This window comes from Streptomyces sp. TG1A-8, assembly GCF_030499535.1.
In the GTDB taxonomy this organism is placed as follows: Bacteria; Actinomycetota; Actinomycetes; order Streptomycetales; family Streptomycetaceae; genus Streptomyces.
Window position 1 is genome coordinate 4,102,221 of the sequence record NZ_JASTLB010000001.1, and the last position, 22,385, is coordinate 4,124,605.

16 protein-coding genes and 2 pseudogenes are annotated in these 22,385 nt (G+C 75.1%); 10 read left to right on the top strand and 8 right to left on the bottom strand.

The window, feature by feature from the left end; translation table 11 throughout:
• Nucleotides 1-10 precede the first annotated feature (10 nt).
• Nucleotides 11-511 (top strand): hypothetical protein, encoded by a 501-nt coding sequence (locus QQY24_RS17960; RefSeq protein WP_301973709.1) that lies wholly within the window; start codon nt 11-13, stop codon nt 509-511.
• Nucleotides 512-557: 46 nt separating this feature from the next.
• Nucleotides 558-1,439, top strand: coding sequence for a formyltetrahydrofolate deformylase (gene purU / locus QQY24_RS17965; RefSeq protein ID WP_301973710.1), 882 nt, complete (start codon nt 558-560; stop codon nt 1,437-1,439).
• A gap of 38 nt (nt 1,440-1,477) precedes the next feature.
• On the opposite strand, the gene QQY24_RS17970 is transcribed toward purU, so the two are convergent.
• Together QQY24_RS17970 and QQY24_RS17975 are read right to left on the bottom strand one after the other, a co-directional pair.
• Nucleotides 1,478-2,623: an MDMPI N domain containing protein gene (locus QQY24_RS17970; protein WP_367658048.1), complete on the bottom strand. Its 1,146-nt coding sequence runs from the start codon at nt 2,621-2,623 to the stop codon at nt 1,478-1,480.
• Nucleotides 2,624-2,712: 89 nt separating this feature from the next.
• A complete protein-coding gene (locus QQY24_RS17975; protein ID WP_301973711.1) occupies nt 2,713-3,294 on the bottom strand; it encodes a sigma-70 family RNA polymerase sigma factor in 582 nt (193 codons plus the stop codon).
• Nucleotides 3,295-3,624: 330 nt separating this feature from the next.
• On the opposite strand from QQY24_RS17975, the gene QQY24_RS17980 reads away from it, so the two are divergent.
• The 3 genes from QQY24_RS17980 to QQY24_RS17990 all read left to right on the top strand — a co-directional run bounded on the left by QQY24_RS17980 (nt 3,625) and on the right by QQY24_RS17990 (nt 5,741).
• Nucleotides 3,625-4,005, top strand: a complete 381-nt coding sequence (locus QQY24_RS17980; protein ID WP_301973712.1) for an STAS domain-containing protein — start codon at nt 3,625-3,627, stop codon at nt 4,003-4,005.
• Nucleotides 4,006-4,191: 186 nt separating this feature from the next.
• On the top strand, nt 4,192-4,722 hold the full coding sequence (locus QQY24_RS17985) for an EF-hand domain-containing protein (protein ID WP_301973713.1): 531 nt from the start codon (nt 4,192-4,194) through the stop codon (nt 4,720-4,722).
• A gap of 545 nt (nt 4,723-5,267) precedes the next feature.
• Nucleotides 5,268-5,741: an ATP-binding protein gene (locus QQY24_RS17990; RefSeq protein ID WP_301973714.1), complete on the top strand. Its 474-nt coding sequence runs from the start codon at nt 5,268-5,270 to the stop codon at nt 5,739-5,741.
• Nucleotides 5,742-6,073: 332 nt separating this feature from the next.
• Here QQY24_RS17990 and QQY24_RS17995 read toward each other — a convergent pair whose 3' ends face one another.
• Nucleotides 6,074-7,087, bottom strand: a complete 1,014-nt coding sequence (locus QQY24_RS17995; RefSeq protein ID WP_301973715.1) for a GlxA family transcriptional regulator — start codon at nt 7,085-7,087, stop codon at nt 6,074-6,076.
• 71 nt (nt 7,088-7,158) lie between these two features.
• Here QQY24_RS17995 and QQY24_RS18000 point away from each other — a divergent pair, with 71 nt between their 5' ends.
• Nucleotides 7,159-8,472, top strand: coding sequence for an MFS transporter (locus tag QQY24_RS18000; RefSeq protein ID WP_301973716.1), 1,314 nt, complete (start codon nt 7,159-7,161; stop codon nt 8,470-8,472).
• A 24-nt stretch (nt 8,473-8,496) separates the two neighbouring features.
• Here the strand turns inward: QQY24_RS18000 and QQY24_RS18005 are convergent, their stop codons facing one another.
• The 3 genes from QQY24_RS18005 to QQY24_RS18015 form a co-directional block, all read right to left on the bottom strand.
• The gene (locus QQY24_RS18005) at nt 8,497-9,705 is read right to left on the bottom strand and encodes an NAD(P)/FAD-dependent oxidoreductase (RefSeq protein WP_301973717.1); all 1,209 of its coding nucleotides are present in this window, start codon (nt 9,703-9,705) and stop codon (nt 8,497-8,499) included.
• A 381-nt stretch (nt 9,706-10,086) separates the two neighbouring features.
• On the bottom strand, nt 10,087-10,755 hold the full coding sequence (locus QQY24_RS18010) for a pyridoxal 5'-phosphate synthase (protein WP_301973718.1): 669 nt from the start codon (nt 10,753-10,755) through the stop codon (nt 10,087-10,089).
• A 190-nt stretch (nt 10,756-10,945) separates the two neighbouring features.
• Nucleotides 10,946-11,593: a TetR family transcriptional regulator gene (locus QQY24_RS18015; RefSeq protein ID WP_301973719.1), complete on the bottom strand. Its 648-nt coding sequence runs from the start codon at nt 11,591-11,593 to the stop codon at nt 10,946-10,948.
• Nucleotides 11,594-11,716: 123 nt separating this feature from the next.
• Here QQY24_RS18015 and QQY24_RS18020 point away from each other — a divergent pair, with 123 nt between their 5' ends.
• The gene (locus tag QQY24_RS18020; protein ID WP_301973720.1) at nt 11,717-12,451 is read left to right on the top strand and encodes a VOC family protein; all 735 of its coding nucleotides are present in this window, start codon (nt 11,717-11,719) and stop codon (nt 12,449-12,451) included.
• 213 nt (nt 12,452-12,664) lie between these two features.
• Nucleotides 12,665-15,004, top strand: coding sequence for a PQQ-binding-like beta-propeller repeat protein (locus QQY24_RS18025; RefSeq protein ID WP_301973721.1), 2,340 nt, complete (start codon nt 12,665-12,667; stop codon nt 15,002-15,004).
• A gap of 228 nt (nt 15,005-15,232) precedes the next feature.
• Here QQY24_RS18025 and QQY24_RS18030 read toward each other — a convergent pair whose 3' ends face one another.
• Nucleotides 15,233-15,403 carry a hypothetical protein gene (locus QQY24_RS18030; protein WP_301973722.1) on the bottom strand — a complete coding sequence of 57 codons (171 nt, stop codon included), beginning with the start codon at nt 15,401-15,403 and terminating at the stop codon, nt 15,233-15,235.
• A gap of 205 nt (nt 15,404-15,608) precedes the next feature.
• Nucleotides 15,609-18,575 (bottom strand): BTAD domain-containing putative transcriptional regulator, encoded by a 2,967-nt coding sequence (locus QQY24_RS18035; protein WP_301973723.1) that lies wholly within the window; start codon nt 18,573-18,575, stop codon nt 15,609-15,611.
• A gap of 240 nt (nt 18,576-18,815) precedes the next feature.
• Here QQY24_RS18035 and QQY24_RS18040 point away from each other — a divergent pair.
• Nucleotides 18,816-19,693, top strand: a pseudogene (locus QQY24_RS18040) (TIGR03619 family F420-dependent LLM class oxidoreductase).
• A gap of 59 nt (nt 19,694-19,752) precedes the next feature.
• Nucleotides 19,753-22,337, top strand: a pseudogene (locus QQY24_RS18045) (bifunctional FO biosynthesis protein CofGH).
• Nucleotides 22,338-22,385: the final 48 nt, after the last annotated feature.

Genomic DNA, 22,385 nt, shown 5'->3' on the forward strand with positions numbered 1-22,385 from the left:
CGTACGATCGATGACCGTGCAAGGTTCGGAGAACTCTTCCCGTCGCGGCCGTCGCTCCTCCACCATGGGCGGCATGCCCTTGAACGACATGCCGTGGTGGCGCTGGCGCAGCAACGTGCGCTCCGCGCTGCACATGCTCTCCGACCCGGTGTTCCAGCAGGACGTCTGGCTGGCCGGCGTGGACGGGTACGGCGACGTCACCGACGCGGTGTACCGACTGGTGGAGGACACCTGGCTGGACAACTGGTCGGCGGAGAAGTACGTCGGCACGATCTTCCGGGACTCGCAGGAGGCGGCGCTCGTCGACACCGCGGTGCTGCGCGTGCTGCGGATCATGCACCAGGTCGGGCCGGACGCCCCGGTCTCCGCCTACCTCGACCACCACGCCTGGCCGGAGGCCGTGCGGGCGGCCCGGGACGCGCACCTGCGCCTCGCGGCGAGCGACGGCGACGACCCCGACGCGCCCCCGCGGAGCCTGGAGGTCCTGCGGATCATGACCAGGTCCGCCTGACGGACACGGGCCCGCCGGGCCGGGGCGGCGTGAGACCCTGTGGTGCATGAGTGAGCAGTCCACGCGAGCCGCCGCACTTGCGGACCAGTACGTCCTCACCCTCTCTTGCCCGGACGAGAAGGGCATCGTGCACGCCGTGTCGAGCTACCTGTTCATGACCGGCTGCAACATCGAGGACAGCCAGCAGTTCGGCGACCACGACACCGGCCTGTTCTTCATGCGGGTCCACTTCTCGGCGGAGGCCCCGGTCACCGTGGACAAGCTGCGGGCGAGCTTCGCGGCGATCGGCGACTCGTTCCACATGGACTGGCAGATCCACCGGGCCGACCAGAAGATGCGCATCGTGCTGATGGTCAGCAAGTTCGGCCACTGCCTGAACGACCTCCTCTTCCGCGCCCGCATCGGCGCGCTGCCCGTGGAGATCGCGGCCGTGGTGTCCAACCACACCGAGTTCCAGGAGCTCGTGGGGTCGTACAACATCCCCTTCCATCACATCCCGGTGACGAAGGACAACAAGGCGCAGGCCGAGGCCCAGTTGCTGGAGCTGGTGCGCGAGCGGAACGTCGAGCTGGTCGTGCTCGCCCGCTACATGCAGGTGCTCTCGGACGACCTGTGCAAGCAGCTCAGCGGCCGGATCATCAACATCCACCACTCGTTCCTGCCGAGCTTCAAGGGCGCCAAGCCGTACCACCAGGCGCACGCGCGGGGCGTCAAGCTGATCGGTGCGACCGCGCACTACGTCACCGCCGACCTGGACGAGGGGCCGATCATCGAGCAGGAGGTCGAGCGGGTCGGGCACGAGGTGACCCCGGACCAGCTGGTCGCCGTCGGCCGCGACGTGGAGTGCCAGGCGCTGGCGCGGGCGGTGAAGTGGCACGCGGAGCGCAGGATCCTGCTGAACGGGCGGCGGACGGTGGTCTTCGCCTGACGCGCCCGACGGCACCCCGGGCCGGCGCGCGGCCGCTCTCACAGGCGGCTCAGGCCCGCCGCGGCGAACAGCACGTCCCTGATGGCCTCCCGGTCGCCGCCCTGTCCCGCCGCGGCCTCCTGCGGCGGCAGGTGACCGGCCGCCAGCTTGCAGAACTCCACGCCGTCCAGCGCGACATGGGCCACCTCGAACTCCGTGGAGGCCACCGCCGCGGGCGAGTCCAGCGGGATCAGCCACACCCCGCCGGCCGCTCCCTCGATCTCCAGCCGCAGGCTGCGCCCCGGCTTCCCCGCGGGCACGAGGTGCCGGATCCCGCCGGGCGCGGACCGGCCCGCCCGGCGCCGCTCGGCGAGCGCCGCCGGCAGCAGCCGGGCCGCGAGGTCGATCATGCCGTGCAGGTGGCGCGGCGCGGGCGGCCCGTACGGGTAGTCCACCGCGTCCGCGACGTCCTCCGCGTGCACCCAGCACTCGAAGGCGCGCTCCAGCATCGCGTCGTGCAGCGGCAGTTCGAAGTCGCCGTAGGGCACCGCGAGTCCGCCGGCGCTGCTGCCCGTGAAGGACACCGTCCGGACCAGGTCGTGGCTCTGCTCCCGCCACGGTCCCCGCACCGAGCGGGTGGGCGGGAGGCGGCAGGCCCGCCAGTACGCCTCGGTCCGCCCGACCGGGCCCGCGCCGCCCCGCGCGCCGCTCCCGCCGCCGTCCTCCGCCAGGACGTGCGCCAGCGGGTCGGCGAGACCGAGCGCCGCCGCGACCAGCCCGTCCACGGACAGCAGGTGCGCGATGACCCCGGCGACGGTGGTGCGGCGGCTCGTCGGCGCGTCGTCGTCGAACCAGCGCAGCCGCACCGGCGCGTGCCACTCGGCGTCCCCGAAGTCCTGCAGCAGGGCGTCCAGCCGCGCGGTCTCGGCGTCGTACGGCAGCGCCCACGCGGGCACCGGGATGCGCGGCGGCCGGCGGACCAGGCAGCCGTCCAGGACGCGGGTGCGCAGCCCGGGGTCCAGGTCCAGGCTCTCCGCCCGGTGCAGCAGTCCGACCGCCTCGCGCAGCCGCAGCGCCTCCTCCGCACAGGTCCCGCAGACGCCGAGGTGGTCCTCCACGGCGGCCGTCTCCGCCGCCGAGCAGGCGGCCAGCGCCCAGGCGCCGAGGAGCGACTTCAGGACGTCGTGCGACAGGCCGGGCGGCACGGGCGCGAGGCCCCCGGGAGCGTCCCGCCCGGAGCCGTCGCCGTGCGGCCCCGCGTTCCCGTCCGGCACCGGGAACCGGGCCGCGCCGCTCACGCCGCACCCCCGGGGTCCGGCGGTGCGCCGGTGTCGTGGGCGTCGTGGGCGGTGGACAGGAGCTGGAGGCCGAGGCGGAGCCGGCGGCGGGCCTCGTCGTCGGTGACGCCGAGGTCGGCGGCGGCCTGGCGGTAGTCGCGGCGCTGGAAGTAGGCCAGGTCGAGGGCGGCGCGCAGCGGGGCGGGCATGGAGTGGACGATGTAGTCGGCGCGGGCGGCCACCGAGGCGCGGCGCACCGTGCGTTCCAGTTCCTCGGCGCCGCCGCCGTCCTGCTCGCCGAGCGCGGCGGTCCCGTTGGCGCGCAGCCGCTGCACGGCGATCCGCTGGGTCACGGTGGCGATCCAGGTGCGCAGCGTGCCCTGCCTGGGGTCGTAGCCGTCGGGGTGCTCCCAGACGTGCGCGAAGACCTCGCGGGTGACGCCGTCGGCGGCCTGCTCGTCGCCGAGGACGCGGTGGGCGAGGCCGTGCACGAGGGAGGCGAACCGGTCGTACAGCTCGCCCAGGGCCGCCGCCTCGCCCCGTGCGAGCCGTTGCTGCATCGTGCGGTCCCAGCGGGGCGGTGCGTCCTGGTGCGCCATGCGGTCCCCTCCCCTCGCCCGAGTCCAGCCTGCGGGTGCCGTCGTCCCGAATGTAGTCGGCACGTCGGGCAGCGCACGCCCCGTTGTGTCAATGCGCGCCCCCTGGAGCGCCGCAGGTGATAGTGCCCTCTTCACACATCCTTCACTCTGGCCGCGCCCGTTTTTCGATCGAAACCGATCGGCGCTGACTGAAACGAACCCCCGGGTGATCGCCCACTGTTTGTCGTCTGAAGTTTCAGGGAACGGCCGCTTGGGCAGCCGCGCGAAAAGAAGCGCAGGAGCCGCTTCCGTTTCCCGGCGGTTTCCCGAAGACCCGGCGAACGGAGGGGCGTGGCCGTGGCATTCAGCGTGAACGGCGTCGAACGGGACCGGTGGGCCGTGCTCCACGTGTCCGGAGAGCTGGACCTGGTGACCTCGCCGGTGCTGCGCCAGCGGGTGCACGACGTGGTCGCCGAGGGCCACCACGACCTGGTCCTCGACCTCTCCGACGTCTTCTTCTGCGACTCCAGCGGGGTCGGCGTCCTCGTCGCGGCCCGCCGGCTCATCCGCTCCTGTCAGGGCCGGCTGCGGCTGATCCTGCCCGACCGGGGCGCGGTCGACGGCTCGCACGTCAACCGGGTCCTCGGCGCACTCGGCGTGCGCCGGCTCTTCGACGTCCACCCCGACGTGCGGTCGGCCACCGCGGACGAGGCGGACCCGCTGTCGGTGTGAGCGCTCCGCCCGCCCCGCCCCCACCCGTGCCCCGCCTCCTCGCCCCGCCCCCCTCCGCCACACCGTTGCCGCGGAATTCCCCCGGTATGGTCACAACCGCCGCATTCCCGCCACCTCGCCGCCCTGCGCGACGTACGCTCCCTGCCGGGGGGATCCTCACGTCAACACGAGGCGGCAGGAGCAGACATGGCCAGTACCGAGTACGAGCGCAGGATCGCCGCCCGGTTCGCCACCTTCGACCAGGACGGCAACGGCCGCATCGACCGCGGGGACTTCAACGCGGCGGCCAAGGCGCTGCTCGCCGAGTTCGCCGTGCCCGCCCGCTCCGACCGGGGGCAGGCGCTGTACGCCGGCGCGGAGGCGTTCTGGCAGGGCATGGCGGGGATCGCGGACCGGGACGGCGACCAGCGCATCACCCGCGAGGAGTTCGTCACCGGCGCGGTCAAGCGCCTGCGCGACAACCCCGACCGCTTCGCCGAGATCGCCCGGCCCTTCCTGCACGCGGCCCTGGTCGTGGCGTCCGCGCACACCGGGCCCGGAGGCGGCACCGCGGTCCGGGTCTCCGTCACCGACGCGGCCCGCGCGCTGCGCGTGTTCCACGTCCCGGAGGACGCCGCCCGCACGGTCGCGGCGGCCCTCGACGCCGACGGCGACGGCGCGGTCGGCGAGCCGGAGGTCGTCGCGGCCCTCGCCCGCTACTTCACGGTGCCCGAGTAGACCGGCGCGAACCGCTGCGGACCGGTGGCCCCGGTGCGCCCGCGTGCCGGGGAGCGTGGCGCGCGGCGGTCACGGAGCGTCGGGAGCGGGCGGTGTCCTTCGCGGGCCCCGTCACGGCCCGGAGCCGGCCGCCCTCCGGTACCTTGGGTGGGATGCGAGTGGCTGCGAGCACGAGCCGTGCGGACGGCGCCCCCGGGGCGTCGCCCCACCGCTGGGTGCGCGCCGCAGTTCGCGGGGCGGTGAGGGCCGGTTCCCCCGCCTGTTCGACTGCCCGGCACACGTCTCGCACAGTATGCCGCACGCGTACTCCTTCGCGCTGGAATATGCCCGAAGCGCTTGTTGGGGTGGCGGTGCGTCAACCATGCTGTGACGCGGGGGAGTCACGTTCCGTGACTCTTGCTCCGGCCGTGGTCGGGGCCATGCAGACAATGGCTGTGATCACTGCCCCCGTCGTGCTGGTCGTCGCGGTGTGCGCCGTGGCGCCCGGCCGGCGCGGGGCCGTGTGCCGGCCGGTTCGGATGGTGTGAGCGGTGCAGGTGCTTCAAGTGCAGCTGGATGTGCGGCCCGACCCCGCGGAGGTGGGGCGGGCCAGAAGGTGGGTCCGCTCCCGGCTCGCCGGTCTCGGCACGGGGGCCGACGAGTCGCTGACCGAGACCGTCGTCCTGCTCGTCTCCGAGCTGGTGACCAACGCCGTGGTGCACACCGGCCGTCCGGCCGTCCTGCGGCTCTCCCTGCCGGGCGCGGCGGCGCAGGGGGCCGCGCCGCCCGCGGTGCGGCTGGAGGTGGCCGACAGCAGCTCCCGCCCGCCCGCCCCGCGCTGCGCCGGCCGTGACGCCACCGGCGGCCGGGGCCTGGCGCTGGTCGCCTGCCTCGCCGACCGCTGGGGCTGGAGCCCCGACGGCGTCGGCAAGAGCATCTGGTGCGAGCTGGACCCGTGTTCGCCGTCCCGGGAGGGCGCGGCCACGGCGTACGGGGGCGGACGGTCCGCGTACGAGGGGCTCGCCCGCAGAGCGGTGTGACCGTCCCGGGCGGTGGTGCGCCGGTGGTGCATCCGTACGCGGCCGTCGTGAGGAGGGTGCCGACGGCCCGCGGTCGCAGGGGTGTTGACGCCGCGTGACCGGATGCTCACGCTGGTGGCAACGATTCGCCGGGAGGGGACGACGAGGGACCGGGTGACGGCGGCTCTCGTCGAGTGTGGGTCGAGCCGGGTGGCGACGCGGGCCGGACCGGGGGGCGCGTCGTCACCCGGCACCCGCGGCGTGCGGCGGACGCACGCCGGACGCGGCCGTCCACAGGCTGTGGACGGATTCCGTCGCCCCCGCCCCGTCGTCCGGCCGTCGCCCGCGGCCCCTCAACCCACCGGCTGCGCCGGGCCGCTCGCGCCCGTGCGGAAGGTGCGGCGGTAGGCCGTCGGGGTCACGCCCAGGGACTGCTGCAAGTGCTGGCGCATCGACTGGGCCGTGCCGAAGCCCGCGGCGCGGGCGATCCGGTCGACGCCGAGGTCGGTGGACTCCAGCAGGTGGCGGGCGCGTTCGACGCGCTGCTGGGTGAGCCACTGGCCGGGGCTGACGCCGACCTCCTCGCGGAAGCGGCGGGTGAAGGTGCGCACCGACATGGCCTCCTGCTCGGCCATGTCGCGCAGTTGGATCGGTTCGTGCAGGCGGCCCAGGGCCCAGGCGCGGGCGGCCGCGGTCGTGGACAGCTGCGGGTCGGGGACCGGGCGGTGGATGTACTGGGCCTGGCCGCCGTCGCGGTGGGGCGGGACGACCGTGCGGCGGGCGATGTCGTTGGCGACGGCCGTGCCGTGGTCGCGGCGCACCATGTGCAGGCACAGGTCGATCCCGGCGGCCACCCCGGCCGAGGTCAGCACGTCCCCGTCGTCGACGAAGAGCACGTCCGCGTCGACCCGGATCCTCGGGAACATCCGCTGGAGGCGCTCGGCCTCCGCCCAGTGCGTGGTCGCCGGGCGGCCGTCGAGGCGGCCCGCGGCGGCCAGGACGTAGACGCCGGTGCAGATGGAGGCGAGCCGGGTGCCGGGGCGGACGAGGGCGAGGGCGGCGGACAGCTCGTCGGTCAGCCTGCCCTCCTCGTAGACCGGGCCGAGTTCGTACGACGCCGGGACGATCACCGTGTCGGCCGTCGCCAGGGCCTGTGGCCCGTGTGCCACGTGCACCGTGAAGTCGGCGTCCGTGTCCACCGGGCCCGGTGGACGGACCGAGCAGGTCACCACCTCGTACAGGGGCCGTCCCGCGGCGTCCCTCGGGCGGCCGAAGATGCGGTGCGGGATGCCCAGCTCGAACGGGAGCAGCCCGTCCAGCGCGAGGACGACGACACGGTGCGGGTGGAACTCCTGGCCGGACGGCATGGCCCGATCCTAGCGAACGCTGTCCTCCGGGCCACTCGTCGCGCCGGACCCGGGACAGGACGCTGTGTGACGTGACTCAGACAAGCCCCGCCGTCGCCCCCCTGCAGGCCCCGCCCGCCCGGCGCCGCCGTGTGCACCGCGCCTGGTTCGTCGCCGCCGTCACCTTCGTCACGATCGTCGGCGCGGCCGCCTTCCGCTCCCTGCCCGGCCTGCTCCTGGACCCCCTGCACGAGGAGTTCGGCTGGTCACGCGGCACGATCGGCGCGGCCGTCTCCCTCAACCTCGCCCTCTACGGGCTCACCGCGCCCTTCGCGGCCGCGCTGATGGACCGCTTCGGCATCCGCCGCGTCGTCGCCGTCGCGCTGACCGTGATCGCGCTCGGCTCGGGCCTGACGGTGTGGATGACGGCGGCCTGGCAGCTCCTGCTCTGCTGGGGCCTGCTGGTCGGCCTGGGCTCCGGCTCGATGGCCCTCGCCTTCGCCGCCACGGTCACCGGGCGCTGGTTCACCGAGCGGCGCGGCCTGGTCAGCGGCATCCTCACCGCGGCCTCCGCCTCCGGCCAGCTGGTCTTCCTGCCGCTGCTGTCCTGGATGATCGGGACGTACGACTGGCGACCGGCCGCCGTCACGGTCGCGCTGGCCGCGCTCGCGGTCGTCCCGTTCGTCTGGCTGCTGCTGCGCGACCACCCCGCCGACGTGGGCCTGAAGCCGTACGGCGCGCGGGAGTTCGTCCCGAAGCCGCCGCCGGTCGCCGGCGCCGCCCGCCGCACGCTGGCCGTCCTCGCCTCCGCCGTGCGCACCGGCCCGTTCTGGCTGCTCGCCGGCACCTTCGCGATCTGCGGGGCCTCCACCAACGGCCTGGTGCAGACCCACTTCGTGCCCGCCGCCCACGACCACGGCATGCCGGCCACGGCGGCGGCCTCGCTGCTCGCGGTCGTCGGCGTGTTCGACGTCGTCGGCACGATCGCCTCCGGCTGGTTCACCGACCGCTTCGAACCGCGCCGCCTGCTCGCCGTCTACTACGCCCTGCGCGGCGTCTCCCTGCTCTTCCTGCCCATGCTGCTGGGCCCCGCCGTCCACCCTCCGATGGTCTTCTTCATCGTCTTCTACGGCCTCGACTGGGTGGCCACCGTCCCGCCCACCCTCGCGCTGTGCCGGGAGCGGTACGGCGAGGACAGCGCCATCGTCTTCGGCTGGGTGCTCGCCTCCCACCAGATCGGCGCGGCCCTCGTCGCCTTCCTCGGCGGCGTCGCCCGCGACGCCTTCGGCTCCTACGACATGGTCTGGTACGCCTCCGGAACCCTGTGCGCGGCGGCGGCCCTCATGGCCCTGGTGATCCGCCGGGCGTCGTCGCCCGGGGCCGGGCAACGGGCGGCCACGGCCTGACCGGACGGTGCTCCGGCGGAGCGTTCAGCGGCGGGCCCTCCGGCGGGCCCCGTCGAGGCCGGCGGTCACGGCGCGCGCGATGCGGGTGGCGTCGCGGGCCAGTTCGCGCAGCATGCCGCTGATGGGGTTGGTGAAGCCGGTGAAGTACAGCCCGGGCGCGCCCGCCGGGGTGCGCGGCCCGTGCACCACGGGCCTGCCCCGCTCGTCCAGCACGCCGAGGTGCCCGACCAGCCCCTCCAGCGCCCGCGCGTACCCGGTCGCGGCGATCACCGCGTCCGGCGCGACGCGGTTGCCGTCGGCGAGGACCACCTTGCCGCCCTCGAACCCCTCGACGGCGGCCACGACCTCCACCTTCCCCCTGCGCACGGCGTCGATGAGGCCGACGTCCTGGACGGGGATGGCGCCCTCCCGCACGCGGGTGTAGAGGCCGGTGTCCGGCCGGGGCAGGCCGTGGGCCGACAGGTCGGGCAGGCACAGCCGGGCCACCGGCCGGGCGAGCCGGTCGACCAGCCGCACCGGCAGCCGCCGCACCAGCACGCCCGTGTACTGGGCGGGCCAGCCCAGGGTCGAGCGGCGCACCAGGTGCGGGGCGGTGCGCACGGCCAGCCGTACCCGCGCCGCGCCGCCCTCCACCAGGTCCACGGCGATCTCCGCGCCGGTGTTGCCGGCCCCGACGACGAGCACGTCACGGCCCGCGTACGGCTGCGCGTTCCGGTACCGGCAGGCGTGCAGGAACTCCCCGGCGTACTCCTTCAGGCCCGGCCAGTCGGGCACGTGCGGGGTGTGGTTGTGGCCGGTGGCGACGACCACCGCGCTGCCGGTCAGCTCCCGGCCGCCGGAGGCGTGCAGCAGCCAGCCGCCGTCCTCGCCGTCCGCCGCCCGCTCGACGCGGAACACCTCCACCCCGGTGACGATCTCCAGCTCGTGGTGCTCGGCGTACTTCTCCAGGTAGCGCACCACGTCGTCGCGGGACACCCAGCGCCCGGACCGGCGGGGGATCCGGAGTCCCGGCAGGGCGGACAGCCGGCGCGTGGTGTGCAGGTGGAGCCGGTCGTAGTGGCCGCGCCAGGAGGCGCCCACCCGGTCGGCCTTCTCCAGGACCACCGCCCGGACGCCCCGCGCCCGCAGCGCGTGGGCGACGGCCAGGCCGCCGGGACCGGCGCCGACGACGTACACGGGACGGTCGGCGGGGGTCGCGGAGAGGTGCGCGGGAGCGGGACGGGAGACGGCCATGAGCGGGAGCGTAATCACGTGCCCGGTTGATGGGTCTCGGTCAAGACCGGAATCGGTTGCGGATTGGTCACGGCTGGGGGAGAAGTGCGTGCAATCCGTGCCGCTCCGGTCCCGGTGTGTCCCGGACGTGGGCGGATGTGTCCGGTCCGGTCCGGATGCGGGGCGGTCGTGTCCCCGCGGCGACGGGTGCGCCGCGCCACCGGACCCGGGTGCCCGTCCCGGCGCCGCGGCGGGGGAGGCGCCCCGCCCGCGGCGGGAGGGAGCGCCGGGCACCGCGTCCCGGCGCGCGGCCGTCCCGCCGCGCCGCCGCGGCCGGAGGGCCGGCCCCACCGGCCGGCGCCGCCCCTCGGCCGCGCGCCCCTCGGCCGCCCGGCCGCCGGCTCACGGCCACAGCAGGCCCTTGGCCCAGCCGAACTCCGTGCGCCGGTACTCCAGGCGTACGTGCCGTCGTTCGCCGTCGCCCTGGAAGAACTCCACGCTCTCCGGGCGCAGCCGGTACAGGGTCCAGGTGGGGGAGGGCTCGCAGGGGTTCCCGCGGGCCTTCTCCCAGGCCGCCTCCGACGCCCGCCGCAGCTCCTCCAGCGAGGACAGCTCCTCGCTCTGCCGCCCGGTGAGCGCCGCCGCCAGGGCGCCGGTGGAACGGGCGTGCAGGTCCGCCTGGCTCTCCGCCGGCGACGCCGCCGCCACCGGGCCGCGCACCCGCACCTGCCGGCCCAGCACCGGCCAGTAGAAGGCCAGGGCCGCGTACGGGCGGACACCGAGCGCACGGCCCTTGCGGCTGGTGGCGTGGGTGCCGAAGGACCAGCCCTCGGCGTCCGCCCCGTGCAGCATCACGATCCGCACGTCCGGCCTGCCGTCCTCGTCCGCCGTGGCGAGCGACATCGCGTGCGGCTCCGGCTGCCCCGCCTCGACCGCCTCCGCGAACCAGCTCGTGAACAGCAGCAGCGGCGTCGGGGGAGCCGTGTCCGGGTCGAAGGGGGACAGCCGGGTCACCTCGGGCGACCACACCCGCTGCGACCGCAGCATGTGGTGGAGATCTTCGTGTGCCATGCGCCGAGTATCACCCCCGCCCACCGGCCCCGGACGGAAGGACCCGCCCGGCCCCGTGGCACGCGGCCGGGCGCACCGCCCGCCGGGACGCGCCGGCCCCGGGTCCGGCCCGCACAACGGCGCAGGCGGTGGTTCACCGGGTGAACCACCGCCTGCCAGACAGGACTTGAGGGGCCGGACGGGCCGTGCGCTACCTGCTCGGTCTCCTGCCCGTCACCCCGAGGTGGACCAGCAGCGCCAGGTTCGGCTTGATGTCCGCCTGCTTCACGCCCCACGAGGAGAAGCCCTTCTGGTGGGACGCCACCGCCGCGAGCATCGCGACCAGCGAACCGGCCACCGCCGCCGGGTTCACGTCCTTGTCGACACGGCCCTTGGACTGGAGTTCGGTGATCGAGTCGGCGAGGGAGGTGTTCACGGAGTTCAGGATCCTCAGGCGGATCTTGTAGAACCGTTTGTCCCCCTCGGCGGCGCCGAGGTCCACCACGCGCAGGATCGCGTCGTGCTTGCGCCAGAACTCCAGGAAACCGTCCACGAGTTCCTGCGCGGCCTGCCAGCCCGCCTTGCCGGTCCAGGCGCGTCCCCGGACCAGTTCGGTCAACCCGGCGCCCTCGCTGGCCATTTGCTCGGCGAGCTCCAGGACGGCGCCCTCGACGTCCGGGAAGTACTGGTAGAAGGTCGCCGGCGAAGTGCCCGCCCTCCGGGCGACATCGATGACCTTGACGTCCCGGTACGGGGAGGAGCTGAGCATCTCGCTGAGGCAGTCGAGCAGCTTCTGCCGGGTCGCCTGCCCGCGCCGGCCGGCCACGCGACCGTCGACGGTACGCACTTGTCCTGTCATGTCGTCAGCTTACCGAGGGGTGACATGAGCGCTATTCGGCCGACTGCAAATGGGGTGCGCGACCGTCTGGGGCGCGGCGTCCCTGGTCCTGCGGGGTGCGCGCCGTCCGGTTACTTTGACCACATGGCCGAAAATGGGGCATCCGTGATCGAAGAGGCGTACGGCGAGGGCGTGCCCTGCTGGGTGGACGCGCAGCTGCCCGACGTCGAGGCGGGCAGGCGGTTCTACGGCGGACTGTTCGGCTGGGCCTTCGAGCCCGGCCCCGGCACCTCCGTGTGGGCCCGGCTGGCGGGGCGGCCGGTCGCCGCGCTCGTCCCGAAGACGGACGGCCGGATGCCCACGGTCTGGACGGTGTACTTCGCCACCCCGGACGCCGAGGCCCTGGGCCGCCGGATCGCCGCGGCCGGCGGTCAGCTGGTGACGGCCCCGCTGCCGGTGGACGGCCTCGGCGCCGTCGCCCTGGCCGCCGACCCCGGCGGCGCGGTGTTCGGCCTGTGGCAGCCCGGCAGCCACCCCGGCTTCGGGCGCCGCCGCGAGCCGGGCACCTTCGCCTGGGCCGAGCTGTACACCCGCGACGCCGCCGCCGCCAACGCCTTCTACGGCGGTCTCTTCCACGAGGCGCTGTTCGGCGCCCGCGCCGAGCCCGACGTCGGCCGGGCCGACATCGGCGAGGTCTTCCCGGCCGAGATGCCCCCGCACTTCCTCGTCCACTTCCGGGTCGCGGACCTGGACGACGCCCTCGCGGCCGTCCGGCGGCTCGGCGGGCGCCTCCAGGTGCCGCCCTTCGGGACGTCGTACGGACGCGTGGCCGTGGTCGCCGACGACCAGGGGGCCTCCTTCGCCCTGCTGACCCGCTGACGCGCCCCGGCGGGGCGGTGACACACCCGCCGGTTCGGTGAAATGAGCGCATGTGGCACGAGACACCCCGGTTTCGCACCGAGTTCGCAACCTGCCGCCCGGTTAGGAAGAATCGGGGTGCGTGCCGCCACGGCGGTGCGGTGGTGAGACGCTGCACTTCGGTCGCGTACATATATGTAGGTGGCGCGGCTCGTACGGGGAGGTGGCAGGCAAGTGGTGGATCAGCTGACGCAGCACGATCCGCGGCGGATCGGGCCGTTCGAGGTGCTGGGCCGGCTGGGGGCCGGCGGCATGGGGCTGGTCTATCTGGCACGTTCGGCCTCCGGGCGGCGCGTGGCGATCAAGACGGTCCGCACCGAGCTGGCCGAGGACCAGCTCTTCCGGGTGCGCTTCACCCGCGAGGTCGAGGCGGCCCGTGCGGTCTCCGGCTTCTACACGGCGGCCGTCGTCGACGCCGACCCGCGTGCCGCCGTGCCCTGGCTCGCGACCGCGTACGTCCCCGCGCCCTCCCTGGAGGAGATAGTGAACGACTGCGGGCCGCTCCCGGCCCAGGCCGTGCGCTGGCTCGCGGCGGGCATCGCCGAGGCGCTGCAGTCCATCCACGGCGCCGGTCTGGTCCACCGCGACCTGAAGCCCTCCAACGTGCTCGTGGTCGAGGACGGCCCCCGGGTGATCGACTTCGGCATCGCGTCCGGCGTCTCGAACACGCGCCTGACCATGACGAACGTCGCCGTGGGCACCCCCGCCTACATGTCCCCGGAACAGGCCAAGGACTCCCGCAGCGTCACCGGCGCCAGCGACGTGTTCTCCCTCGGCTCCACCCTCGTCTTCGCCGCCACCGGCCACCCGCCCTTCCACGGCGCCAACCCGGTCGAGACGGTGTTCATGCTGCTGCGCGAGGGCCCGGACGTGACCGGCCTGCCGGACGAGCTGCGCCCGCTCATCGAGGCCTGCATGCAGATGGAGGCCCCGGCCCGCCCCACCCCGGCCGACCTCCAGGCCCAGCTCGCCCCGCACCTCTTCGGCTCCGGCTCCGACGACAGCGGCACCGCCTCCGCCTGGCTGCCCGAGAAGGCGGTCGCCCTCATCGAGTCCCGCCGCGGCGGGCGCCCCGCCGCCAAGCCGGCCCCCGCCCCGCCCGGCCCGCCCGGCGGCCGGGTCACCGTGCCCCCGCCGCCGCCGTACGACCCTCCCGTCCCGCCGCCCCTGCCCACCGGCGCCCCCGGCACCGACGCGGTCCGCCTGGCCGGCACCCAGGTGTCCATCGGGCCCGGCCCCCGCGTCGCCGACGCCCGCGCCGCAGCCGTCAAGGCGCCCCCGCCGGAGACCGGCCTGATCGCCGGCTGGTCCCGCCCCCGCCCCGGCGGGGGCGGCACCGACCCCGCCGTACCGCCCGCCCCGCCCGCGCCCCCGGAGCCGGCGAGCGGCTGGCGCCCCTGGCGCTTCCGCATGTCGAACGACGTCTGGGGCACCCCTTCCGTCGCCGGCGACCTCGTCTACGTCACCTCCTTCGAGGTGCACGCCCTGGACGTGGCCACCGGCCGCCGCCGCTTCAAGACGCGGGACGTGGCCTGGTCCATGGCGGTCGCGGACGGCCGCATCCACGCCTCCGACGGCCCCACCCTCTTCGCGCTGGACGCCCGGGAGGGCGCCGACCTGTGGCGGCTGTCCACGGACGCCTGGGTGTACTCCCTGAGGGCCGACCGCGGCACGGTCGTCACCGGCACCCGCGGCGGCGGCGTCCAGGCCTGGGAGGCCTCCGGCGGCCAGAAGCTGTGGGAGATCACCGGCTGCCAGACCGACTTCGAGTCCCCCGAGGCCGGCCCGGCCGTCCACGACGGCACCGTCTACGTCTGGCAGGACGCCCGGCTGCGCGCCCTGGAGGCCCGCACCGGCGAGGAGCGCTGGTCGTACCCCATCGGCGACGCGGCCTCCTGCGGCGGCGTCCCGGTCCGGCTCACCCCGGCCCCCGACGGCTGCGTGTACGTCTGCGCCGGCACCCGTGTCCTCGCCATCGACGCGGCCGGCGGCATGGTGCGCTGGCACTTCGAGGCCCCGGCGGTGTTCCTGTGCCCGCCGGCCTTCGCGCCCGGCCCCGCCGTCACCGGCGGCGGCATCTACCTCGCCGACTACCTCGGCACCGTCTACGCCCTGGACGCCACCGACGGCCGCGACCGCTGGCGCATCGCCACCGAGGCGCGCTCCTCCGTCGAGCCGGTCCTGGTCGCGGCCGGGCACGTCCACGTCGGCAGCGGCAAGGGCCTGTACACCCTGGACGCGGTCACCGGCACCCCCAAGTGGCGCTTCCAGGCCGGCGGCGACGTCGTGGGCGCCCCCGCGGTCGCCGAGGGCCGCATCCACTTCGGCTCCACCGACCACCTGCTGTACACCCTGAAGGCCGACGACGGCCGCCTGCGCTGGAAGCTCGCCACGGGCGGCGAGATCACCGGTTCGCCGGTGGTCCGGGACGGCGTGGTGTACGCGTGCAGCAAGGACCGGTGCGTGTACGCGCTGGACGCGGAGAAGGGCACGGGCACCGCGCGCACCGCCTGACCGGCGCGGGACGGTCGCCGCACCGGGCGTCGCACGGAAGGGGCCGGTGGCCGGTGGACGGCCGCCGCCGCCGCGGGGGCGGGAGCCCCGCGCCCCCACCGCCACCCCTACCGCCGGTGCCGCGCCGGACACCCGGTGACGGGCCGGACACCGCCCGGACACACCTCAGCCGCGGCGGCTTCCCCTCCGCGCCGCCGCGGCTGATCCCCCGTCAGGTGGCAGGTGTGGTCAGGCGGTCTCGCCGGTGGCGTGCGAGTTGTTCGGCCTGACCGTTCCGGTCGTCTCGTCACCGACGGCCGTGATCTTCACCGGCTCGATGGTGGCGTGGCTGTTCATGGTGGTCACCTCGGCGGCCTCGGTCTGCGCCGGCACCGTCGCGGTCGTCTTGTCGTCGCTCATGACTTCGCTCCCCTGGAAGTTCGTGTCGCACTTGCTGGAACACCCGTCCGGCGGCTCCCCCGAGGGCCGCCGGACGGGTGCTTCCGGGCCGGTACACCTTACGGTGCGGCCACCGGACGAACCGCCTGCCCCCCGACGCGACGGTCCGACACCACAAGCGTGCCGTGCGGGGATAAACGAACGATGAACGCCCGCACGCGTCGGGTCAGACGGCCGCCCGGGGCTGCAGGAGCGCCCGCACGTCGTCCGCCTCCGAGGCGTCGAGCGCCTCGAAGATCTCCAGCGCCTCCTGCCAGCAGACCTGGGCGCGGCCGATCTGCCCGATGCCGTTCAGGGCGCGCCCCAGCACCGTCAGCGCGTTGCCGCGCCGCCAGTCGCCGCCGATGCCGCGCAGCAGGGCGAGCGCCGTCTCGGCGTTGACCGCCGCCCGCGCGGGCCGGCCGGCCGCCAGGTCGAGTTCGGCGAGCCGGAACAGGGACATGCCCTCCCACAGCCGCTGCCGGCTGTCCCGGAACACCGCCAGCGCCTCCTGCAGGCGGTCGGCCGCCTGGTCGTACCGGCCGCACTGGGTGAGCGCGAGCCCCAGCGCGTAACGGCCGTTGGCCCCCTTCAGCGCGTGCCCCATGTCGTCGTACATGCCGGTGCCCTGCTGGGCCAGGGTCACCGCGCTCTCGGTGTGCCCCGTCGCCAGGCGGATGCGCGAGAGGTTGCACAGGGCGCTCGCCTCGCCGGCCCGGTCCCCGCAGGAGCGGAAGCTGTCGATGGCGCGGGTCAGGTGCCGCTCGCCGTCGGCGAACCGGCCCTGGTACAGGGCGATGATGCCCAGCATGTTCGACGCCCAGCACCGCGGGAGGGGGTCCCCGGCCGCGTCGGCGAGCCGCAGCGCCTCGGTGGCCTCTTCGTCGGCCAGTTCGAAGCGCCCCGTCAGGTGGTGGCCGTTGGCCAGCGTGACGAGCGCCCGCGCCTCCGCCTGCCGGTCGGCGGCGGCACGGGCCGCGGCGCGGACGGCGGCGCCGGTGGCCTCGTACTCGCGGGAGTTGGCGCCCGACTCGGTCAGGTCGACGGCCGCCCACAGCAGGTCCACGGCCCGCCGCAGCAGGTCGGGGCGGGTCGACCGGCGTACGCACGCCAGCAGGCAGTCCGCCTCCGCGTACAGCCAGTCCTGCGCCCGGTGCCGGTCCTCGAAGGCCAGGCCCGGGTACTCGGTCGGCGCCAGGTGGTCCACCAGGCGGTCCCCCGGCCGCTCGATCGCGTAGACGCGCGCGGTCGTGGCCAGGTGGAAGTCCAGCAGCCGGGACAGGGCGGCCTCCCGCTCGCCGGGCGGCTGCTCGTCCCGCTCCGCGCAGGCGCGGGCGTACAGGCGCACCAGGTCGTGGAAGCGGTAGCGGCCGGGCGCCGCCGACTCCAGCAACGACGTGTCCACCAGGGACTCCAGCAGGTCCTCGGCCTCCTCCACCGCCAGGTTGAGGAGTGCCGCCGCCGCCGCCAGCGACAGGTCCGGGCCGTCCGCCAGCCCCAGCAGGCGGAACGCGCGGGCCTGGGCCGGTTCGAGCTGGCCGTAGCCGAGTTCGAAGGTGGCCTTGACCGCCAGGTCGCCGGCCTGCAGCTCGTCCAGCCGGCGCCGTTCGTCGGCCAGCTTGGCCGCCAGGACCGCGACCGTCCAGGTGCGCCGGGCCGCGAGACGGGAGGCGGCGATGCGGATCGCGAGCGGGAGGAACCCGCACGCGGCCACCACGTCCAGCGCCGCCTCCCGCTCCGCGGCCACCCGCTCCCCGCCCACGATCTTCGTGAAGAGGGACAGCGCCTCCTCGGGGGACATCACGTCCAGGTCCACCAGGTGCGCCCCGGCCAGGTCCACCATGCGCACCCGGGAGGTCACCAGGGCCGCGCACCCCTCCGTGCCCGGCAGCAGCGGCCGCACCTGGGCGGCGTCCCTGGCGTTGTCCAGCAGGACGAGGACCCGCCGGCCGTCGAGCATCGAGCGGTACAGCGCCGCCCGCTCCTCCAGCGAGTCCGGGACGGCCGAGTCGGCCGTGCCCAGCGCCCGCAGGAAGGACCCGAGGACCGTCTCCGGATCCGCCGCCCGCTGCCCCGCCCCCATCAGGTCCACGTACAGCTGCCCGTCGGGGAAGGCCGCCCGCGCCCGGTGCGCCACGTGCACGGCGAGCGTCGTCTTGCCCACGCCCCCGATCCCGGCCAGCGCCGAAACCGCCATCACCCGGCCCTCCGTCTCGGAGGCCGACGCCAGCACCTCGGTCAGCTCGGTCACGAAGGTGTCGCGTCCGGTGAAGTCGGGCACGGACGCCGGGAGTTGCGCCGGGCGTACGGCCACCACCGCGGGCTCGGCGACCGGCGCGGACGGCTCGGCGAGTGCCGGGTCCGCCTGGAGGATGCGCTGCTGCAGCTCCCGCAGGCCCGGCCGCGGGTCCACGCCCAGCTCCTCCGCCAGCAGGCGCCGGGTGTCCGCGTACACCGCGAGCGCCTCCGCCTGGCGGCCGCTGCGGTACAGCGCCAGCATCAGCAGTTCGCGCAGCCGCTCGCGCAGCGGGTGCACCGCCGTCAGGGCCGTCAGCTCCGAGACCGCCTCCGCGTGGCAGCCCTGCTCCAGGTCCATGTCCAGCCGGGACTCCAGCAGTTGCAGCCGCCACTCCTCCAGCCGCGCCCGCTGCGCCTGCGCGTACGGGCCGGGGACGCCGGCCAGCGGCTCGCCGTCCCACAGGGCCAGCGCCCGGTTCAGCGCCTCGCGCGCCCGGCCGAGGTCCCCGGCCGCCCGCGCCTTCTCCGCCCCGGCCGCCAGCTCCTGCGCCGTCGCGAGGTCGAGCGCGTCCGGGGCCGGCGCGCGCACCGCGTAACCGCCGGACTCGCTCACCAGGGCCCCGGGGCCCAGCACCTTGCGCAGCCGGGAGGCGTACGTGCGCACCGCCGCCAGCGCCTGGGAGGGGGCCTCGGTGCCCCACAGGGCGTCGATCAGCTCCGCCGCCGTGGCCGTACGGCCCTCGCGCAGCAGCAGAGCGGCCAGCAGGGCGCGCTGCTGCGGGGAGCCGGTGTTCAGGGACTCCCCACCGCGCCAGGCCCGTACCGGCCCGAGCACGCCGAAGCGCAACGCCGCCGGTTCCGCGACGGCCGCGGAGCCGGGACGCCGCTGCTCGGGTACGCGCGGCCGACCGTCCATGTGTTCGCCCCCCTAGGCATCATGAACAACCCCGTCAGTTTGCCTTGTTCACGGCGGTTGCGTCAGCCGTGGGAGACCCCGATCACACACCGGTGCACCCGGGGGCACACGCTCCTCACAGCCTCTCCGCAACAAGCGGGCCGTGCGGCGGCGTCGGCCCCGGCGCCCGCCGGCCCCGCCATGCCAGGATGCCGATCGGCCGGTATGGACAGGCGGTGCCGCGCCCGGTGCAGAGGGCGCGTGCGCATCCCCGTCATGGTCTTCCCCACCGACGAGACCGTCACCCCCGTCCGGCTCGCCCGCGAACTGGTACAGCGCGGCTTCGCCGGGCTGTACCTGCCCGAGCACACCCACATCCCCGTCGAGCGGACCAGCCCCGACCCGGCCGGCGGCGAACTGCCGCGCGAGTACGGCCGCACCCTCGACCCCTCCGCCGCCCTCGCCCGGGCGGCGGCCGCGACCGAGCGGCTGGGCCTCGGCACCGGCATCACCCTGGTCGCCCAGCACGACCCGATCGGCCTGGCCAAGCAGGCCGCCACCCTCGACCACCTCTCCGGCGGACGCTTCGCGCTCGGCCCGGCTTCGGCTGGAACGTGGAGGAAGCCGCCGACCACGGCGTCGAGTGGCGCACCCGCCGGGCCCTGGTCCGCGACCGCACGGGCCTCGTGCGCGCCCTGTGGTCCGAGGAGCCCACGGGCTACGACGGCCGGTACGGCGGCGTGCGCCCCGGCTTCGCCCACCCCAAGCCGGTGCCCGCGCCGCGCGGGCCGGTCGTCGGACCCCGCACCCTGGTCGGCGGGGCCGCCGGGCCGAAGCTGTTCGCCGACATCGCCGACATCGCCGACATCGCCGACATCGCCGCCTGCGGCGACGGCCGGCTGCCCATCGGCGGACACGGCCCCACCGAGTCGCCGCCCGTGCTGCGCCCCGTGTGGGCGGACGCCGGCCGCGACCCGGCCGCCCCCCAGGTCGTCCCCTACGCCGTGCACCCCACCCCCGGCAAGCTCGCCCACTACGCCGACCTGGGCGTCGAGGAGGCCGCGCTGCAACTGCCGTCCGCCGGCGAGACGGAGGCGCTGCGCACGCTCGACGCCCACGCCGGCTGCCTGGCGGCGTGAACCGGCCGGGGCCCCGAGTCCCCCCACCGCGCTGATCAGGGCGAACGTATGCTCAAGGAATGACGACTTCCGCGACCTCCGGAACCGGCCCCACCGAGAACTCCATGCGTCGCGCCCTCAAACGTGCCCGGGACGGCGTCGCCCTCGACGTCTCCGAGGCGGCGGTGCTGCTCCAGGCCCGCGGCGAGGCCCTCACCGACCTCGCCGCGTCCGCCGCCCGGGTGCGGGACGCGGGCCTGGACGCCGCGGGCAGGCCCGGCGTCATCACCTACTCGAAGAGCGTCTTCATCCCCCTCACCCGGCTGTGCCGGGACACGTGCCACTACTGCACCTTCGCCACCGTCCCCGGCAAGCTGCGCCGGGCGGGCCACGGGATGTTCATGTCCCCCGACGAGGTGCTCGGCATCGCCCGCCGGGGCGCCGCCCTCGGCTGCAAGGAAGCCCTGATCACCCTCGGCGACAAGCCCGAGGACCGCTGGCCCGAGGCGCGCGAGTGGCTGGACGCGCACGGCTACGACGACACCATCGCCTACGTCCGCGCCGTCTCCATCCGCATCCTGGAGGAGACGGGCCTGCTGCCCCACCTCAACCCGGGCGTCATGACCTGGACCGACTTCCAGCGGCTGAAGCCGGTGGCCCCGTCGATGGGCATGATGCTGGAGACGACCGCCCGGCGGCTGTGGTCGGAGCCGGGCGGCCCGCACCACGGCTCCCCGGACAAGGAACCCGCCGTACGGCTGCGCGTCCTGGAGGACGCCGGCCGCTCCTCCGTCCCCTTCACCTCCGGTCTGCTGATCGGCATCGGCGAGACCCACGAGGAGCGCGCCGAGTCCCTGTTCGCGCTGCGCAGGGTGGCCCGGGCCCACCACGGCATCCAGGAACTCATCATCCAGAACTTCCGCGCCAAGCCGGACACGGCGATGCGCCGGATGCCCGACGCCGAACTGGACGACCTGGTCGCCGCGGTGGCCGTCGCCCGGCACGTCATGGGCCCCTCGGCCTGCCTCCAGGCGCCGCCGAACCTCGTCGACGACGAGTACGAGCGGCTGATCGCGGCCGGCATCGACGACTGGGGCGGCGTCTCCCCCTGACGATCGACCACGTCAACCCCGAACGCCCCTGGCCGCGGATCGAGGAACTCGCCGCCCGCTCCCGGGCCGCCGGCTTCGAGTTGCGCGAACGCCTGTGCGTGTACCCGGAGTTCGTCCGCCGCGGCGAGCCCTGGCTGGACCCGCGGCTGCGCCCGCACGTCAGCGCCCTGGCCGACCCGGTGACCGGCCTGGCCCGCCCGGACGCGGTGGTCGAGGGCCGCCCGTGGCAGGAGCCGGAGGAGGTCTTCACCGCCACCGGCCGCACGGACCTGCACGCGTCCATCGACACCGAGGGCCGCACCGGCGACCGGCGCGGCGACTTCGACGAGGTCTACGGCGACTGGGCGGCGCTGCGCGAGGCGGCGGCCCCCGGCATGACCCCGCAGCGCATCGACACGGACGTGCGCCAGGCGCTGCGCACGGCGGCCGACGACCCCACGAAACTCACGGACGAGGAGGCGCTCGCCCTCCTGCACGCCGACGGCCCGGCGCTCGACGCGCTGTGCCGGGTGGCCGACGACGTGCGCAGGTCGGCGGTCGGCGACGACGTCACCTACATCGTCACCCGCAACATCAACTTCACCAACGTCTGCTACACCGGCTGCCGCTTCTGCGCCTTCGCCCAGCGCCGGACGGACGCGGACGCCTACACGCTCTCCCTGGAACAGGTCGCCGACCGGGCCCAGCAGGCCTGGGACGTGGGCGCGGTCGAGGTCTGCATGCAGGGCGGCATCCACCCCGACCTGCCCGGCACGGCCTACTTCGACATCGCCAGGGCGGTCAAGGAACGCGTCCCCGGCCTGCACGTCCACGCGTTCTCGCCGATGGAGGTCGTCAACGGCGCGACCCGCACCGGCCTGTCCGTGCGCGAGTGGCTGACGGCCGCCAAGGAGGCGGGCCTGGACTCCATCCCCGGCACGGCCGCCGAGATCCTGGACGACGAGGTCCGCTGGGTCCTCACCAAGGGCAAGCTGCCCGCGGCGACCTGGATCGAGGTGGTGACCACCGCCCACGAACTGGGCATCCGCTCCTCCTCCACGATGATGTACGGCCACGTCGACCAGCCCCGCCACTGGCTCGGCCACCTGCGCACCCTGGCCGCCGTGCAGCAGCGGACGGGCGGCTTCACCGAGTTCGTGACGCTTCCCTTCATCCACACCAACGCCCCGGTGTACCTGGCGGGCATCGCGCGCCCCGGCCCCTCCCTGCGCGACAACCGGGCCGTGACGGCGATGGCCCGCCTGCTGCTGCACCCCCACATCCCCAACATCCAGACGAGCTGGGTCAAGCTGGGCACGGAGGGTGCGGCGGAGATGCTCCGCTCCGGCGCCAACGACCTCGGCGGCACGCTCATGGAGGAGACGATCTCCCGCATGGCGGGCTCCTCCTACGGCTCGTACAAGTCCGTCCGCGACCTGATCGCGGTGGCGGAGGCGGCCGGCCGCCCCGCGAAACCCCGCACCACCCTCTACGGCGAGGTGCCCGGGGAACGGCGGCGGGCGGCCGAGGCCTCCGACGGGCACCTGCCCGAGCTGCTGCCGGTCCTGGACTGAGCGCGGACTGAGTACGATGATCCGACCCCCGTTCTGAGCAAGGGGGAC

Coding starts and splice junctions, on each gene's coding strand:
- QQY24_RS18030 (WP_301973722.1), bottom strand. CDS start 15,403: ATGAGCGACGACAAGACGACCGCGACGGTGCCGGCGCAGACCGAGGCC.
- QQY24_RS18010 (WP_301973718.1), bottom strand. CDS start 10,755: ATGGCACACGAAGATCTCCACCACATGCTGCGGTCGCAGCGGGTGTGG.
- QQY24_RS18035 (WP_301973723.1), bottom strand. CDS start 18,575: ATGGACGGTCGGCCGCGCGTACCCGAGCAGCGGCGTCCCGGCTCCGCG.
- QQY24_RS18015 (WP_301973719.1), bottom strand. CDS start 11,593: ATGACAGGACAAGTGCGTACCGTCGACGGTCGCGTGGCCGGCCGGCGC.
- QQY24_RS17995 (WP_301973715.1), bottom strand. CDS start 7,087: ATGCCGTCCGGCCAGGAGTTCCACCCGCACCGTGTCGTCGTCCTCGCG.
- purU (WP_301973710.1), top strand. CDS start 558: ATGAGTGAGCAGTCCACGCGAGCCGCCGCACTTGCGGACCAGTACGTC.
- QQY24_RS17960 (WP_301973709.1), top strand. CDS start 11: ATGACCGTGCAAGGTTCGGAGAACTCTTCCCGTCGCGGCCGTCGCTCC.
- QQY24_RS17975 (WP_301973711.1), bottom strand. CDS start 3,294: ATGGCGCACCAGGACGCACCGCCCCGCTGGGACCGCACGATGCAGCAA.
- QQY24_RS18005 (WP_301973717.1), bottom strand. CDS start 9,705: ATGGCCGTCTCCCGTCCCGCTCCCGCGCACCTCTCCGCGACCCCCGCC.
- QQY24_RS17985 (WP_301973713.1), top strand. CDS start 4,192: ATGGCCAGTACCGAGTACGAGCGCAGGATCGCCGCCCGGTTCGCCACC.
- QQY24_RS18020 (WP_301973720.1), top strand. CDS start 11,717: ATGGCCGAAAATGGGGCATCCGTGATCGAAGAGGCGTACGGCGAGGGC.